At 72.6% G+C, this 15,348-nt stretch carries 15 protein-coding genes; 1 reads left to right on the top strand and 14 read right to left on the bottom strand.

The features are described 5' to 3' along the window. Positions 1-18: 18 nt before the first annotated feature. Positions 19-1,893: a DNA/RNA non-specific endonuclease gene (locus tag AC068A_RS08455; protein WP_478582507.1), complete on the bottom strand. Its 1,875-nt coding sequence runs from the start codon at positions 1,891-1,893 to the stop codon at positions 19-21. Positions 1,894-2,307: 414 nt separating this feature from the next. On the opposite strand from AC068A_RS08455, the gene AC068A_RS08450 reads away from it, so the two are divergent. After that, a complete protein-coding gene (locus tag AC068A_RS08450; RefSeq protein ID WP_478582504.1) occupies positions 2,308-3,312 on the top strand; it encodes a ketopantoate reductase family protein in 1,005 nt (334 codons plus the stop codon). A gap of 168 nt (positions 3,313-3,480) precedes the next feature. Here the strand turns inward: AC068A_RS08450 and AC068A_RS08445 are convergent, their stop codons facing one another. The 13 genes from AC068A_RS08445 to AC068A_RS08385 all read right to left on the bottom strand — a co-directional run bounded on the left by AC068A_RS08445 (position 3,481) and on the right by AC068A_RS08385 (position 15,178). Next, a complete protein-coding gene (locus AC068A_RS08445; protein ID WP_478582501.1) occupies positions 3,481-4,275 on the bottom strand; it encodes a sirohydrochlorin chelatase in 795 nt (264 codons plus the stop codon). A 5-nt stretch (positions 4,276-4,280) separates the two neighbouring features. Continuing rightward, complete coding sequence (locus AC068A_RS08440; RefSeq protein ID WP_478582498.1) at positions 4,281-5,165, bottom strand: ABC transporter permease; 885 nt, start codon at positions 5,163-5,165, stop codon at positions 4,281-4,283. Beyond that, complete coding sequence (locus AC068A_RS08435; protein ID WP_478582495.1) at positions 5,152-5,946, bottom strand: ABC transporter ATP-binding protein; 795 nt, start codon at positions 5,944-5,946, stop codon at positions 5,152-5,154. Before AC068A_RS08435 ends, AC068A_RS08440 begins: the two co-directional genes overlap by 14 nt. A gap of 33 nt (positions 5,947-5,979) precedes the next feature. Then, positions 5,980-7,110, bottom strand: a complete 1,131-nt coding sequence (locus tag AC068A_RS08430; RefSeq protein WP_478582492.1) for an aliphatic sulfonate ABC transporter substrate-binding protein — start codon at positions 7,108-7,110, stop codon at positions 5,980-5,982. A gap of 230 nt (positions 7,111-7,340) precedes the next feature. Further along, the gene (locus AC068A_RS08425) at positions 7,341-8,693 is read right to left on the bottom strand and encodes a sulfate adenylyltransferase subunit 1 (protein WP_478582489.1); all 1,353 of its coding nucleotides are present in this window, start codon (positions 8,691-8,693) and stop codon (positions 7,341-7,343) included. A 2-nt stretch (positions 8,694-8,695) separates the two neighbouring features. After that, complete coding sequence (gene cysD / locus AC068A_RS08420; RefSeq protein ID WP_478582486.1) at positions 8,696-9,646, bottom strand: sulfate adenylyltransferase subunit CysD; 951 nt, start codon at positions 9,644-9,646, stop codon at positions 8,696-8,698. Further along, positions 9,643-10,188, bottom strand: a complete 546-nt coding sequence (cysC, locus tag AC068A_RS08415) for an adenylyl-sulfate kinase (RefSeq protein WP_478582483.1) — start codon at positions 10,186-10,188, stop codon at positions 9,643-9,645. Before cysC ends, cysD begins: the two co-directional genes overlap by 4 nt. Before the next feature lie 23 nt (positions 10,189-10,211). After that, positions 10,212-10,901, bottom strand: coding sequence for a phosphoadenylyl-sulfate reductase (locus AC068A_RS08410; RefSeq protein ID WP_478582481.1), 690 nt, complete (start codon positions 10,899-10,901; stop codon positions 10,212-10,214). Beyond that, positions 10,898-11,077 (bottom strand): hypothetical protein, encoded by a 180-nt coding sequence (locus tag AC068A_RS08405; RefSeq protein ID WP_478582478.1) that lies wholly within the window; start codon positions 11,075-11,077, stop codon positions 10,898-10,900. The genes AC068A_RS08410 and AC068A_RS08405 overlap by 4 nt, the downstream gene beginning before the upstream one ends. Before the next feature lie 28 nt (positions 11,078-11,105). Next, entirely contained in the window at positions 11,106-12,797 is a 1,692-nt protein-coding gene (locus AC068A_RS08400; protein WP_478582475.1) for a nitrite/sulfite reductase, read from the bottom strand. A 218-nt stretch (positions 12,798-13,015) separates the two neighbouring features. Beyond that, entirely contained in the window at positions 13,016-13,099 is an 84-nt protein-coding gene (locus AC068A_RS08395) for a putative leader peptide (protein ID WP_312845914.1), read from the bottom strand. Positions 13,100-13,340: 241 nt separating this feature from the next. Further along, complete coding sequence (locus AC068A_RS08390) at positions 13,341-13,904, bottom strand: GNAT family N-acetyltransferase (RefSeq protein WP_478582472.1); 564 nt, start codon at positions 13,902-13,904, stop codon at positions 13,341-13,343. A gap of 5 nt (positions 13,905-13,909) precedes the next feature. Beyond that, the gene (locus AC068A_RS08385) at positions 13,910-15,178 is read right to left on the bottom strand and encodes a GAF domain-containing protein (protein ID WP_478582789.1); all 1,269 of its coding nucleotides are present in this window, start codon (positions 15,176-15,178) and stop codon (positions 13,910-13,912) included. Between the last annotated feature and the right edge of the window lie 170 nt (positions 15,179-15,348).

Raw genomic sequence — 15,348 nt, 5'->3', positions numbered from 1 at the left:
CGGCCTCCCCGAGGCCGCTCAGCTCCAGTCGATGTCGGACAGGCGCTCCAGCGGGGCGCGGTCCTCCACGGCCTCGGGGACGACCAGGGTGTCCGCTTCGGCCATCGCCGCGGCGAACCGGACGCCGGTGCGTGCCTGGAGCTCGGCGAGCCTGACCTGGAACACGCGGAACTCGTCCAGGTCCAGCGCTTCGGTCAGGACCAGGTTCTGTGTCAGCAGGAAGGCCTTGCACTTCAGGGTGTCGTGCTCGGTGAAGACCAGCACCTTCCAGAACTCCCGGGGTATCTGCACGCCCCGGAAGACGCGGTCGTCCTCCTGGAAGACCGGGCCGCCGAACACGCTCACCCGCAGCCCGTCGACTTCCACTTCCTCGAACACCGCGTCCTCGAGGTGCCCCCAGACGCCGTTGCGGGCGCTCTGGTTGAAGTCGTCCATCTGCGGAGTGATGTTGGTGTAGAAGAACGAGTCCCGGTTGGCCTTCTGCGCCTCGGCCAGCGGCCCCCACAGCAGGTCGGCGCGGCGGGCGACGTGGCCCCGGTCGAGCCGGTTGTGTGCCCCGCCCTTGTACAGGTCGTTGTCCACCTGCGCCGCGAGCGGCAGCCGCGGGTCCGTCTTGAACTTGATCCCCTTGCGGTCGAGTTTCTTCAGGCTGCCGCCGTCGATGTTCCAGGCCACCCAGAACGCGAACCGGCGGCTCGAGCTCAGCGCCAGGGAGAAGTGCGTGTAGGGGACGACCTCGGACCCGCCGAGTTGCACCGCGTCGTCCTTGATGGACGGGTTCAGCTTCGGGGGCGCTATCGGGACGGAGAGGAAGGCCGGGTCGTAGCCGCCTGCGGGACCCGCCTCGGGGGCCGGGCGCTGAAGGGTGATCTTCAGTTCGTCGAAGACCGCCCGGGGGAAGCAGGCCAGCGCCCGCTCCTCGGGGTCGGCTTCGGACTCGCCGCCGAAGTGCAGTCCCGCGAGCACGTCGCTCGGCCGTCCGGCGCGGGTCTTGAACATCCACGCCGCCCCCGAGTCGCCCCGCTTGCTGATCTCGCCGTCGGGCGCCGGCTTGTTGGGGTCGGGGCCTATCTCGAAGCACTCGATCTCCCTGATGCCCACGCCCGTGCCGTAGTCGACGCTCACCTTGGCGAAGGGGCGGGTCACCACGCCGTGCGTGACCCCCGTGGTGCGGCCGCATTTGACGACCTTGTCGTCGATCTGCGGCTCGCCCAGCCTGGCCGGGGCCACGTCGAGGTCGAGGATGCTCGGGTCGCAGTCCCGGTCCGTGACCGTCGACACGGCGCAGTCGCCGGCGACGCCCAGGTGGGCGCGTACCAGCCGGCCCAGATGGTTGAGGGCGGTACGGCTGTCGTCCTTGGCGCCCGGCTGTACGACGTGGTCGCCCCGGGTGCCGGTGCGGCCGTTGAGGACGTGCCAGTTGCTCAGGACGCAGGTCGAGCCGTCGTTCCGGTCGAAGACGATGCAGCCGAGGGTGCCCGCGCTCAGGTTGACGTTGCTGACGCTCACCCCGGGGCGTACCGGGTCGACGCGCCGCTGCCGGTCCGGGGTCTCCCCCTCGGCCACCACCAGGAAGTGCGGCGCGTAGCTGCGCTGGACGACGTCCGTCGGCACCCTGACCCCGTCGACCTCGATGAACGCGGGTATCTCCACGCTGCCCAGGAGACCGAGGCCCTCCGGCTCGACCTTCCGGTCGACCGTGAACTGAAGGGCCAGCTCCTTGCCCCGCTTGCCGTCCTTCTCCTTGTAGCCGATGCCGATCGAGGACACGTTCGGATCGCTCAGGTAACTCGACCCGCGGGTGCGGATGAAGTGCTTGAGCGAGGTGATCAGTTCGTCCTGCTCCTTCGCCGAGGGCTTCGGCCGGGCGGACGTGCGCTTCGTGGCAGCCATCGAAGGCTCCCTTCGAACAGGGAGTTCCGGGTGTGAGATGCCCGCCGGATCGCCCTGCGGTGACACACCGGCAGAGGCTCCCCGCTCCGTGCGTGCACTTCCAGCGTACGGCCGCCCTACCGGGCGGGCGCGTCGAGGACTTCGCGTTCCCGAGGCGTGAGACGGATGGTTGCCGCGTCAAGGTTTTCGCCGGATGGGCGGGCGGCTGAGCCGGTGCCCGGGCCGACGTCTGCCGGACCCACCCCTCGGCCGCCAACTCGACTGGCGCACCGGGCTGTTCGGCACCAGGGGCCCGGCCGGGCCTGCCGTGCCGGGGCCGAGCCGCCGTATGGGAAGGCCGCCGCCGAGCCGGAACACGCAGTCCGCCACGCCCCCGCCGAAAACACAGGACGCCGCATGTGCCAGGCTCCGCACATGCGCTACATCATCATCGGTGCCGGAGCGATCGGCGCGACCATCGGCGGACGGCTCGCCGAGGCAGGCAACGAGGTCGTCCTCGCCGCGCGGGGCGCACACGCCCGGGCCCTGCGGGCGGACGGACTGCGGCTCACCACGGCCGACGGGACCCGGGTGCACCGGCTGCCCGTCGTGGAGGGCCCGGCGGAGCTCGGCGAACTGCGGCCGGACGACGTCCTGCTGCTCGCCGTGAAGACCCAGGACGCCATCGCCGCGCTCGACCTGTGGGGTGCCGCGGAGGTGGCGGGCGGCGGGACGGCGGCCCAGCGGCTGCCGGTGCTGTGCGCGCAGAACGGAGTCGAGAGCCAGCGCCTCGCCCTGCGCCGATTCGCACGGGTGTACGGGGTCTGCGTGTGGCTGCCGGCCACGTTCCTGGAGCCGGGCGTGGTGAGCGCCCTGGGCGCACCCCGGACCGGCATCCTGCACATCGGCCTGGCCGCCGGCGGCGCGGATGCGCGGGCCCGGCGGATCGCGGCCGACCTGGACGGGGCCGGCTTCGACGCGCCGGTGGTCGAGGACGTGATGCGGTGGAAGTACGCGAAGCTGCTCGGCAACCTCGGCAACGCGATCCAAGCCACCACGGGGCCCGAACCCGACCCGGCCAAGGCGGCGCTGCTCCGGCGGGCCCGCCGCGAGGGCGCGGCCGTCTTCGCCGCGGCGGGGATCGCGTACGTGTCGGAGGCGGAGGAGGCCGCGGCCTGGGACGGCCGGGCCGTGCAGCCGCCGGTGCTGCGGGGCGGGTCGTCCTGGCAGAGCCTGCAGCGGAGGACCGGGTCGATCGAGGCCGACTACCTCAACGGGGAGGTGTGCCTGCTGGGGCGGCTGCACGGGGTGCCGACGCCGGTCAACGAGGTGCTGCGGCAGGCGGCGAACATCTTCGCCCGCGAGGGGATCACACCGGGCTCGATGTCCATCGCGGACCTCACCGCCCTCGCCGACGAAGCCGCCGCCCGCTGCCACTAGCTGCCGCTGCCGCTGCGCTCAAACGCCGCGCCGGCTGGAAATTCCAGCCTCGCCGGCGTTTGAGGCGCGGGGGTCTGGGGGCGGAGCCCACAGTTTCGGGAAGGGGCGGGGTGGGGAAAGGCTCCGCGCAGCGGCAGCCGGCGGGTCGGCCCTCAGGCCATCAGGCCATCAGGCCGAGAGGGCGACGGGCGCCGGGCGCCGGGCGGCGGCCGGGGCCGTGACGGCGGCCTCGTACCGGTGCAGGAGCAGGCGGGCCAGCTGCGGGGCGGCGCCCAGCACCCCGGCCACCACGTCCGCACCGGCCTCGCGCGCCCCGGCGTCGATCCGGTCCGGCAGCCGGCCGGGGGCGATGACGTACGGCGCCACCGCCACGCGCCGGACGCCCTCCGCCCGCAGGGCCCGTACGGCGTCCTCCGTACGGGAGTACCCGGCGGGAAAGGCTCCGGAGGCGAACGCAGGCCGCACGGCGCACCAACCGGTGTGCCGCCACTCCCGCGCGGTTTCAGCGATCACTGCGATCGCCTCCGGGTCCGATGAACCGGCGGCCGCGAGCACCACGCCGGTGGTGGCGCGGTCCGCCGGGGTGATCCCGGCCTCCCGCAGCCGGAGCTCCAGCGCCGCCGTCAGCAGCGGGGAGGGGCCGAGGACGTCGGCGACGCGGACCGTGAGGGCCGGCAGCCGGAGCAGGGCCTCCGCGAGCACCGCGGGGATGTCCGCCTTCGCGTGGAAGGCGCGGGTGAGCAGCAGCGGCAGCGCGACCACGTCGTGGACGCGGTCGGCGTGCAGTGCGGACAGCACCTGCTCGACCCGGGGGGCGTTGAAGTCGAGGAAGGCCGTCTCCACCCGCAGCCCCGGCCGCAGCGCCCGCACGCGCCGGGTGAGGGCGTGCACGGTCGCCGCGTGCCGCGGGTCGCGGCTGCCGTGGGCGATGACGAGAAGGACGGGGACTGGGGCGGGGGCCATGCTGATCAGCTCCTGGCCAGCAGGCCGCGGCTGCGCAGCACCCACCGCTCGACCGGGCTGAAGACCAGCAGGTCGATGGCGATGCCGACGACCAGGATCAGGATGATCGCGAGGAACACGCCGGGCAGGTCGATGTTGTTGCGGCCGTTCTCCAGCAGCTGGCCCAGGCCCAGCCCGAGGTCGGGCGAGGAGGCGATGATCTCGGCGGCCATCAGGGACCGCCAGGAGAACGCCCAGCCCTGCTTCAGGCCGGCCAGGTAGCCGGGCAGCGCGGCCGGCATGACCACGTGCCACACGCCCTTGACGCCCGTCGCGCCCAGGGTGCGGCCGGCCCGCAGGAACAGCGGCGGCACCTGGTCCACGCCGGAGACCAGGCCGTTGGCGATGGACGGGACGGCGCCCAGCAGGATGACGGTGAACATCATGGAATCGTTGAGGCCGAACCAGAGGACGGCCGGCGGAACCCAGGCCACCGACGGCAGGGACTGCAGGCCCGACAGGATCGGGCCGATCGCCGCCCGCACCGCCTTCACCCGGGCGACCAGCAGGCCGAGCGGGGTGCCGATGGCCAGGGCCAGCAGGAAGCCGAGCAGGCCGCGGGAGACCGAGGTCCAGATGACGTCGAACAGGGTCCCCTTGAGCCACATGTCCGCCAGGCTGTCCCACACCGCGGACAGCGGGGGCAGTTTGCTCTCCTCGGTGACCCCCGCCGAGACGAGGACCTGCCAGACGGCCAGGACGAGGGCGACCGCCAGGACCGGCGGGAGGACCTTCTTGAGGAGGACCTCCCTGACCGGGGTGCGCCGGACCTCCACGGCGTCGAGCGCGTCGAGGCCGGCCTCCAGGCCCGCGAGGTCGTCCGTCTTCGCCTTCGTTTCAGTGCTGGCCATGGCGGCGGATCTCCCCACGCAGGTGTTCGGTGATCTCGAGGGACAGCTCCGCGACGTCCGCGTCCTCGATGCGGCGGGGCTGCGGGATGCCGACGGCCCACTCCTTCGCGACCCGGCCGGGGCGGGAGGAGAGCAGGACCACGCGCTGGGCGAGGCGTACGGCCTCGCGCACGTTGTGGGTGACGAAGAGGACCGAGAGGTTCGTCTCCTGCCAGATACGGGTGAGTTCGCCGTGCAGCACGTCCCGGGTGATGGCGTCGAGGGCCGCGAACGGCTCGTCCATCAGCAGCAGCGGGCTGTCCTGGGCCAGGGCGCGGGCCAGGGCGACGCGCTGGCGCATGCCGCCGGACAGCTCGTGGACGCGCTTGCCGTACGCCCCGCCGAGGCGGACCAGTTCCAGCAGCCGCTCGGCCTCCGCCGTGCGGCCGGACTTGGGCACGCCGCGCAGCCGCAGGGCGAGTTCGATGTTCTTGCCCGCGGTCAGCCACGGGAACAGGGCGTGCTCCTGGAACATCAGGGCGGGGCGGCCGGCGGTCTCGATGGTGCCCGCGGTGGGCTTGTCGAGGCCGGCGACCAGGTTGAGCAGGGTGGACTTGCCGCAGCCCGAGGCCCCCAGGATGGTGACGAATTCTCCCGGACCGACATCGAGGCTGATGTCGTCCAGGACGAGCTGCGATCCGGCCGGGCCGGTGAAGGACTTCGAGACGTGCTCGATCCGGGCGGCGTGGGCGGCGGCCGTCGCGGCGGTGCCCTCGGCGGCCTTGGCAAGCGTGGTGGCCATGGTCGTCACCTCCTGGGGGTTGTTCGTGCGGACTTACTTCGCGCCGAGGCCGGCGTCGGGGACCTCCGGCTTGCCGGCTTCCTTCAGCACCTTGTTCAGCAGCGTCAGGTCGTAGATGCCGGCCAGGTCGGGCTGTTCGATGAGCTCGGCCCTGACGGCGTGGTCGGCCTGCGCCTTGAGCGTGGCGGCCAGCGGGTCGTCGGTGACGAGGATGCTCTTCCAGGCGGGGTCGATGACCTTCGCGTCGAGTTCCTTGCCGGTCCCGGCCTTCAGGGCCGCGTTCGCGGATGCCTTGGCCCGGTCGGGGTTGGCGTTGATCCACTCGTTGGTCTTCACGGTGCCGCGGAGCACGGCCTCGACCACGTCCGGGTGCTCCTTGAGGAACTTCTGCGACACGATGACGTTCGTGATCACGAACTTCTTGTCGGGCCACAGGTCGGTTTCGTCGAGGAGGACCGCGGCGCCTTCCGTGACCAGCTTGGAGGCGGTCGGCTCGGGCACCCAGGCGCCGTCGACGGACCCCTGCTTGAAGGCGTCCGGGGTCACCTTGTTGTCGGTGCGGACGACGGAGACGTCGCCCTTGCCGGACTCGGGGTCGACCTTCCAGCCCTTCCCGGCGATCCAGTTGAGGAAGGCGACGTCCTGCGTGTTCCCCTTCTGCGGGGTGGCGATCCTCTTGCCCTTGAGGTCGTCCGGGGTCTTGATCCTGTCGGGGTTCACGACCAGCTTCACGCCGCCGGAGGCGGAGCCGGAGATGATCCGCAGGTTCCGGCCCTTGGACTTGACGTAGCCGTTGATGGCCGGCGAGGGGCCGATGAAGCCGATGTCGAGAGAGCCGCCGCCCAGGGCCTCGATCTCGGACGGGCCGGCGTTGAACGCCTGAGGCTTGATCCTGGTGCCGCCGAGCTCCTTGGCGATCAGGCCTTCCTGGAGGCCGACCAGGGCGGTGGCGTGCGTCAGGTTCGGGAAGTAGCCGATGCGGACCTCGGACGCCGACAGCTTCGTGCCGGAGCCGGCAGCAGTGCCGGACGTCTTGTCATCAGCTTTGTCGGCCTGGGAGCCGTAGCCGCACGAGGCGAGCGCGCCGATCAGGAGCGGGAGGGCGGCTGCGGCGGCCAGGCCGCGGCGCAGCGCGCTACCGGCGGCACGGGTGGTGGCAGGCACGGGAGGGCTTCCTCTCGTGACGTCGTCTCATGACGCACGTCTTCGTCGGTGGAGCGAGGTCGGGTCGAGCACGCGGTGCTCGTGGGGGGCGAGGGCCCGGCGGCGGGACGCCGACGGCGATGCGGTCATCCCGCACATCGCGCCACCCCTCCCTGACCGCTGCCGAGGGCGCCGCTTCCCACTCGGCCGCCCTCCTTGGCGAAGGTCGCGAAGATGTCACTGTCCATGGCTCAGAAGTCCCACCCGTCGTCGTCGGCCTCGGCGGCCCCCCGGGCGGCGCGGGAGGCGAAGGACTCGCCGGCCATGCCCGCCGCGAGGGTCGTGCCGTCGGCCGGGTCGATGAGCAGGAACGATCCGGTGCGGCGCGAGTCGGCGTACGCGTCGAGCGCGAGCGGCTCGGCGGTGCGTACGACGACGCGGCCGATGTCGTTGGCCACCAGCTGCCCCGGGTCGGGGTGCTGGGACAGGTCGTCCAGCGTCAGGCGGGAGGGGATCTCCTTCACGATCGCCTTGACCGTGCGGGTGGTGTGCTTCAGGAGGACCCGCGCGCCCACGGAGAGGGGCTGGTCGGCCACGTGGCAGACGGTCGCGACGACGTCCTGCGTGGTGGCGGGGGCCGAAGCGGTCGGCGCGATCAGGTCGCCGCGCGAGATGTCGATGTCGTCCTTCAGACGGAGCGTCACCGACTGCGGGGCCCAGGCGATGTCGACGGCCGTGCTTGATCCAAGACCGGTGCCGAGCGCGTCGATGCCCTCGATGACCGAGGTGCGGCCCGACGGCAGCACGGTCACGGCCTCGCCGACCCGCAGCACGCCGGAGGCGATCTGGCCGGCGTAGCCCCGGTAGTCGGGGTGCTCGGCGGTCTGCGGGCGGATCACGTACTGCACCGGGAAGCGCGCCGGGCAGGCGGCCAGGTCGTGGCTGACCGGGACGGTCTCCAGGTGCTCCAGCACCGTCGGGCCGCCGTACCAGTCCATGTTGGCGCTGGGCTCCACGACGTTGTCGCCGGCCAGGGCCGAGATCGGGATCGCGGTGATCTCCGGCACGCCCAGCTCGCCGGCGTACTCGGTGAACTCAGCGGCGATCTTCGCGAAGACCGCCTCCTCGTACCCGACCAGGTCCATCTTGTTGACGGCCAGGACCACGTGCGGGACGCGCAGCAGGGCCGCGACCGCGGCGTGCCGGCGGGTCTGCTCGACGACGCCGTTGCGGGCGTCGACCAGCACCACGGCCAGTTCGGCGGTGGAGGCGCCGGTGACCATGTTCCGGGTGTACTGCACGTGCCCGGGGGTGTCGGCCAGGATGAACCGGCGGCGGGCGGTGGCGAAGTAGCGGTAGGCGACGTCGATGGTGATGCCCTGCTCGCGCTCGGCCCGCAGGCCGTCGGTCAGCAGCGCCAGGTCCGGGGCGTTCTGCCCGCGGTCGGCGGAGACCCGCTCCACGGCCTCGAGTTGGTCCTCCAGGACCGACTTCGAGTCGTGCAGCAGGCGGCCCACCAGCGTGGACTTGCCGTCGTCGACGGAACCCGCGGTGGCGAAGCGCAGCAGCGTCGTCGCGCTCAGCTGCTCGGTGGTGCTGGACATGGCTAGAAGTACCCTTCGCGCTTGCGGTCTTCCATCGCGGCCTCGGACAGCTTATCGTCCGCCCGGGTCGCGCCCCGCTCGGTCAGTCGGGAGACGGCGATCTCGGCGATCACCGCGTCGAGCGTGGCGGCGTCGGAGTCGACGGCGCCGGTGCAGGACATGTCGCCGACGGTGCGGTAGCGGATCAGCCGCTTCTCCACCGTCTCGCCGTCCTTGGGGCCGCCCCAGTCGCCGGCGGTGAGCCACATGCCGTTGCGGGCGAACACCGCGCGCTCGTGGGCGAAGTAGATGTCCGGCAGGGCGATGTTCTCGCGGGCGATGTACTGCCACACGTCCAGCTCGGTCCAGTTGGACAGCGGGAAGACGCGGACGTGCTCGCCCGCGGCGTGCCGGCCGTTGTAGAGCTGCCACAGCTCCGGGCGCTGGCGGCGCGGGTCCCACTGGGAGAACTCGTCGCGCAGCGAGAACACCCGCTCCTTGGCGCGGGCCTTCTCCTCGTCGCGGCGGCCGCCGCCGAAGACCGCGTCGAACCGGTGGTTCTGGATGGCCTCGGTCAGCGGGACCGTCTGGAGCGGGTTGCGGGTGCCGTCGGGGCGCTCGCGCAGCCTGCCGGCGTCGATGTACTCCTGGACGGAGGCCACGTGCAGCCGCAGGCCGTGCTCGGCGACCGTGCGGTCGCGGTAGTCGATGACCTCGGGGAAGTTGTGCCCGGTGTCCACGTGCAGCAGCGCGAACGGCACCGCCGCCGGTGCGAACGCCTTCAGCGCCAGGTGCAGCATGACGATCGAGTCCTTGCCACCGGAGAAAAGGATCACCGGCTTCTCGAACTCGCCCGCGACCTCGCGGAAGATGTGCACCGCCTCCGACTCCAGGGAGTCCAGGTGCGACAGGGCGTACGGCGCGTCCGCGTCGGAGTCGGCGGCGCTGTTGTGCAGGTGCGCGGCGGTGGTCATGCCAGCCCCTTCTCGGTGAGCAGCGTGAACAGGGACGCCGCGGACTCCTGGACGGTCTGCGTGTGCGACTCGATGCGCAGGTCCGGGGCGGCCGGGGCCTCGTACGGGTCGTCGACGCCGGTCAGACCGGAAATCTCGCCCGCCGCCTGCTTCGCGTACAGGCCCTTGACGTCGCGGACGGAGCACACCTCGACCGGGGTGGCCACGTGCACCTCCAGGTACGTCGTGCCGGCGGCGGCGTGCCGCTTCGCGACGGCCTCGCGGCTGTCGGCGTACGGCGCGATCACGGGGACCAGCACCTTGACGCCGTTGCCGGCGAGGAGTTCGGCGACGAAGCCGATCCGCTGCACGTTGGTGTGCCGGTCCTCGCGGGTGAAGCCCAGGCCCGCCGAGAGGAATTCGCGGATCTCGTCGCCGTCGAGGACCTCCACCCGGTGGCCCTCGCCGCGCAGCCGCTCGGCCAGCGCGTGGGCGATGGTGGTCTTGCCCGCGCTCGGCAGACCCGTCAGCCACACCGTGGCTCCCCGGTCCGTCACGCTCATCTGCTTCTCCGTAGGTTCCGTCATCAGCCGTGCAGTCCGCACTCGGTCTTCGCCCGGCCGGCCCAGCGGCCGACCCGGGTGTCCTCGCCCTCCGCCACGCGGCGGGTGCAGGGGGCGCAGCCGACCGAGGCGTAGCCGTCCATCAGCAGCGGGTTGGTCAGGACGCCGTGCTCCGCGATGTACGCGTCGACGTCGTCCTGGGTCCAGCGGGCGATCGGCGAGACCTTGACCTTCTGCCGCTTCTCGTCCCAGCCGACCACGGGGGTGTTCGCCCGGGTCGGGGACTCGTCGCGGCGCAGCCCGGTCGCCCAGGCGTCGTACGCGGTCAGGCCCTCCTCGAGCGGCTTGACCTTGCGCAGGGCGCAGCACAGGTCGGGGTCGCGGTCGTGGAGCCGGGGGCCGTACTCCGCGTCCTGCTCGGCCACCGTCCGGCGGGGGGTGAGGGTGATGACGTTGACGTTCATCACGGCCTCGACCGCGTCCCGGGTGCCGATGGTCTCCTCGAAGTGGTAGCCCGTGTCGAGGAAGACGACGTCCACGCCGGGGAAGACGCGGGACGCCAGGTGGGCGACGACCGCGTCCTCCATGGAGGAGGTCACGCAGAACCGCTCGCCGAAGGTCCGCGCCGCCCAGGCGAGGATCTCCGGGGCGGGGGCGTCCTCCAGGTCGCGGTCGGCCTGCTCGGCCAGCTCCTTGAGCGTCGTGGTGGTCATATGTCCTCCCCTCCGGCGGTCTCGGACCGCAGACCGCGGGCCAGTAGTCCCAGGTACTTCAGCTGGAAGGCCCGGTTGCAGGACCTGCACTCCCAGGCGCCGTGACCCTGCTCGTTCGGGAACAGGTCCTCGTCGCCGCAGTACGGGCAGTGGAACGGGGCGGCGCGCTCGCTCATACCGTGCTCCTCGGTTCGCCCGCCGCGCTCACGAGAGGCTCTCGTCGCGCGCGCGGGCGACCCAGGCGGCGAAGCGCTCGCCGTCCTCGCGCTCCTCCTGGAAGCGGGTGACGACGCGTTCCACGTAGTCCGGCAGCCCGGCCGAGGTGACCTTCAGGCCGCGGACCTTGCGGCCGAAGCCGGCCTCGAGGCCGAGTGCGCCGCCCAGGTGGACCTGGTAGCCCTCGACCTGGTTGCCGTCCTCGTCGAGGACCAGCTGGCCCTTGAGACCGATGTCCGCCACCTGGATGCGGGCGCAGGCGTTCGGGCAGCCGTTGATGTTGATGGTGAGCGGTTCGGCGAAGTCCGGCAGGCGGCGCTCCAGTTCCTCGATGAGCGAGGCGCCGCGCGCCTTGGTCTCGACGATGGCCAGCTTGCAGAACTCGATGCCGGTGCAGGCCATCGTGCCGCGGCGGAACGGGGACGGCTTGACCCGCAGGTCCAGCGCCTCCAGGGCAGCCACGACCGAGTCGACCTGCGACTCCTCGATGTCGAGCACGATCATCTTCTGCTCGGCGGTGGTGCGCAGGCGGCCGGAGCCGTGCTGCTCGGCGATATCCGCGATCTTGGTGAGGGTGGCGCCGTCCACCCGGCCGACGCGCGGGGCGAAGCCGACGTAGTAGCGGCCGTCCTGCTGCTGGTGGACGCCCACGTGGTCGCGCCACTGGCCGCTGGGCTGCTCCGGCGCGGGGCCGTCGGTGAGGCTCCGCTTCAGGTACTCGTCCTCCAGGACCCGGCGGAACCTGGCCGCGCCCCAGTCGGCGACGAGGAACTTCAGCCGGGCGCGGGTGCGCAGGCGGCGGTAGCCGTAGTCGCGGAAGATCGAGATGACGCCCTCGTAGACGTCCGGGACCTCCTCGAGGGAGACCCAGGCGCCCAGGCGGACACCGAGCCTGGGGTTGGTCGACAGGCCCCCGCCGACCCAGACGTCGAAGCCGGGGCCGTGCTCGGGGTGGTTCACGCCGACGAACGCGACGTCGTTGATCTCGTGCGCCACGTCCAGCAGCGGGGAGCCGGAGACCGCGGACTTGAACTTGCGGGGCAGGTTGGAGAAGTCCTTGTTCCCGACGATGCGGCGGTATATCTCCTCGATGGCGGGGGTGCCGTCGATGATCTCGTCCTTGGCGATGCCGGCGACGGGCGAGCCGAGGATGACGCGGGGCGTGTCACCGCAGGCCTCGGTGGTCGACAGGCCGACGGCCTCCAGGCGGCGCCAGATTTCCGGGACGTCCTCGATGCGGATCCAGTGGTACTGCACGTTCTGGCGGTCGGTGAGGTCGGCGGTCCCGCGGGCGAACTCCTCGGAAATCTCGCCGATCACGCGGAGCTGCCCGGTGGTCAGCCGGCCGCCGTCGATGCGGACGCGCAGCATGAAGTACTTGTCGTCCAGCTCCTCCGGCTCCAGGATCGCGGTCCTGCCGCCGTCGATCCCGGGCTTGCGCTGGGTGTACAGGCCCCACCAACGCATGCGTCCGCGCAGGTCGTTGGGGTCGATCGAGTCGAATCCGGCCTTGGAGTAGATCGTCTCAATGCGTGTCCGCACATTGAGACCGTCGTCGTCCTTCTTGAACTGCTCGTTGCCGTTGAGAGGGGTGTGGTGTCCAACGGCCCACTGACCCTCGCCGCGGTGACGGCCGGTCTTGCGGCGCGCGGCGGCGGGTGTTTCGGGGGTGGCGGCCATGGCGGTACGTCCTTCTTCGGCGGCTCAAAAGCAAGGGCAGGGGGAGTCGGCGGCGCGGCCCCTGTGACGTCGCCGGCGCTGGGCAGGTGCGGCCGATCGCCGCGCGGCTCCGGTTGTGCCGGAGGTCAGGGCGGTGGTCTGCCTTCAGGGGACTGGCGGGGTGACGGCGCACCCGCGACGACGCTGTGCGGTGCGCTGTGCGGCGGTGGCTGGTTCCGTCAGCTCGCCGGACAGATGGCGCTGGACATGCGGCCGAGGTCGACGTGCCGCCGACTCACCAAGGCTGTTCCAGCTCCATTCATGGCCGAAGCCTGTCACGGGGCGATTGGAGGAGTCCACTACTGTCCATGATGTGGACGATGTAGTCCCGGATTGTGAGACGGCGTGACGGGGGTCACGTACGGGTGGGGCGCCCGGGGCCGGTGGTCCGGCCCCGGGCGGCGTGCGGGGTGCGCGGGACAGGGGCGCGGGGGGCACTCGGGGCGCGGTCGGGCGCGTGCGGGCGCGGGCCCGGGGCCTGCGCGCCGGGCCGGGGGCCAGGGCCTACGCGCCGGGCCAGGGGCCGGGGGTCGGCGTGTCGTCCTTCTCCTCGGTCTCGGTCCTGAAGACCTTGAAGCCGCGCCGGAGGTAGTTGTCCATCGCCGTCGGGCCGTCCTGGCTGCAGGTGTGCAGCCACACCCGGCGCGTGGGCTCGCGCTCGGGCCAGCGCTCCGCCAGCGACCAGGCGGCGGCCACCCCCGCCGACAGCAGGTGCCCGCCGATGCGGCGGCCCCGGAAGTCGGGCAGCAGCCCGAAGTACATGATCTCCACCGCGCCGTCGTCCTGCGGGTCGAGCTCGACGTATCCGGCGGGCGTCCCGCGGTCGTACGCCACCCAGGTCTCCACCCCGGGCCGCGCCAGGTACTCCACCCACTGGGCGCGGGTCAGCGACAGCCGGTCCGTCCAGTGGATGTCACCGCCCACCGACGCGTAGAGGAAGCGGCTGAACTCGGGCGAGGGGACCTCCGCCCGCTGGACACGTATCTCGGATCCCGGTACGGCGGCCGGGACGAGGTCCTCCGGGGAGGTCATTTCCAGGGACCAGGTGGTGAGGGTGACGGTGCTCATGCACGTCAGGGAACCATGCCGGACCCCGAACGGCCCAGGCGGGCCCCGACCACCGCCGGCGCGGTGGAGTGCGGCAGCAGCCCCGCCGGGTCCGCGGGCCGGACCAGCTCCACCTCCACGTCCTCCGCGAACCGGTACGGCCGGTGGGCCAGGACCCCCGCCAGGCGCCGCCGCACCCGCGACAGCTCCGCCCGGACCGTCACCGTCCGCGTCGGGTCCCCGAACAGCTCCTCCGACAGCTCGGCCGCCGTACGCCCCCGCGGGCTCTGCGCCAGCAGGAACAGCAGCTCGGCATGGCGCGGGCTCAGCTCCAGCGACCAGTGCCCGGCCGCGCCGTACACCGTCGCCGTCCAGGCGCGCGGCCGGCTCAGGTCCAGCACCACCCGGCTCGCCGCCGCCCCGACCGGGGGCGCCTGCGCCACGCGCAGCAGCCAGCCGCCCGGCAGCGGCTCCACCGCGCACTGCCCGAGCTGCGGCAGCCACACCCGACCCGGGCCGAACCCCTTCGGCAGCGGGATCCGCTCGGGCGGGGCGAACCCGGTCACCGCCGCCGTCCAGCCGTGCGGGTCCACCGCCGCCGCCCGGTCGGGATGCAGCCGGGCCAGAAGCGGCGCCGCCACCGCCCGCAGCCGCTCCAGCGACTCCAGGTGCCGCACCCGCAGCTCCCGCTCCGCGAGCCGGGCCACCGAGGTCACCCAGGCCAGGGTGGCCGGGTGCATGGTGGCCAGCGGGCCGCTCACGTCCACCACGCCCAGCAGCCGCCCGTCCCGCGGGTCGTGCAGCGGAGCCCCCGCGCACGTCCACTCGTGGTGGCTGGAGACGAAGTGCTCCGCCGAGAACACCTGGACCGGCCGCCGCGCCACCAGGGCGGTGCCCACCCCGTTCGTGCCGACCACCGCCTCGTCCCAGTCGGCGCCCACCCCGAAGCCGAGCCGGTCCGCCGCCCGCAGGATCGGCGCGGCACCCTCCCGCCACAGCAGCCGCCCGTCCGCATCGGCCACGACCATGATGTGCAGGGCCGTGTCCAGGGCCGGCAGCAGCCCCTCGCGCAGCACCGGCAGCATCTCCCGCAGCGGCGACCCCTGCCGCCGCTCCTCCGTCTCCGCCGCCGACAGCAGCCGGGAGCGGGCGTCCCGGTCCGGGTGCACCCCGCGCGCCAGCATCCGGCGCCAGGACTCCGCGATCTCCGGGCGGGGCAGCGCCGGCGGCCGCTGCCCGGCCAGCGCGGCCGCGCGCACCCCCTTGAGCAGCCGCGTCGCCTCCCGCGGGTCCATGGCCGAGATGCGCGCCACATCGACCGTGCCTCCTGCGGTGTCGGCCACCGGAACCTCCCCGTGCGGAACAGGACGTGCGAGGGAACCCGCCCGGGTCGTCCCGGGCGTGCGCTTCCCCCGGCACACCCGGCGGACGGTTCCGTCTCAGAGGGTTGCAACGGTATGCAACT

Source organism: Streptomyces sp. NPDC043854 (genome assembly GCF_056436005.1).
The sequence above is the reverse complement of the archived record's forward strand: the minus strand, read 5'-3'. Positions and strand labels throughout refer to the sequence as shown.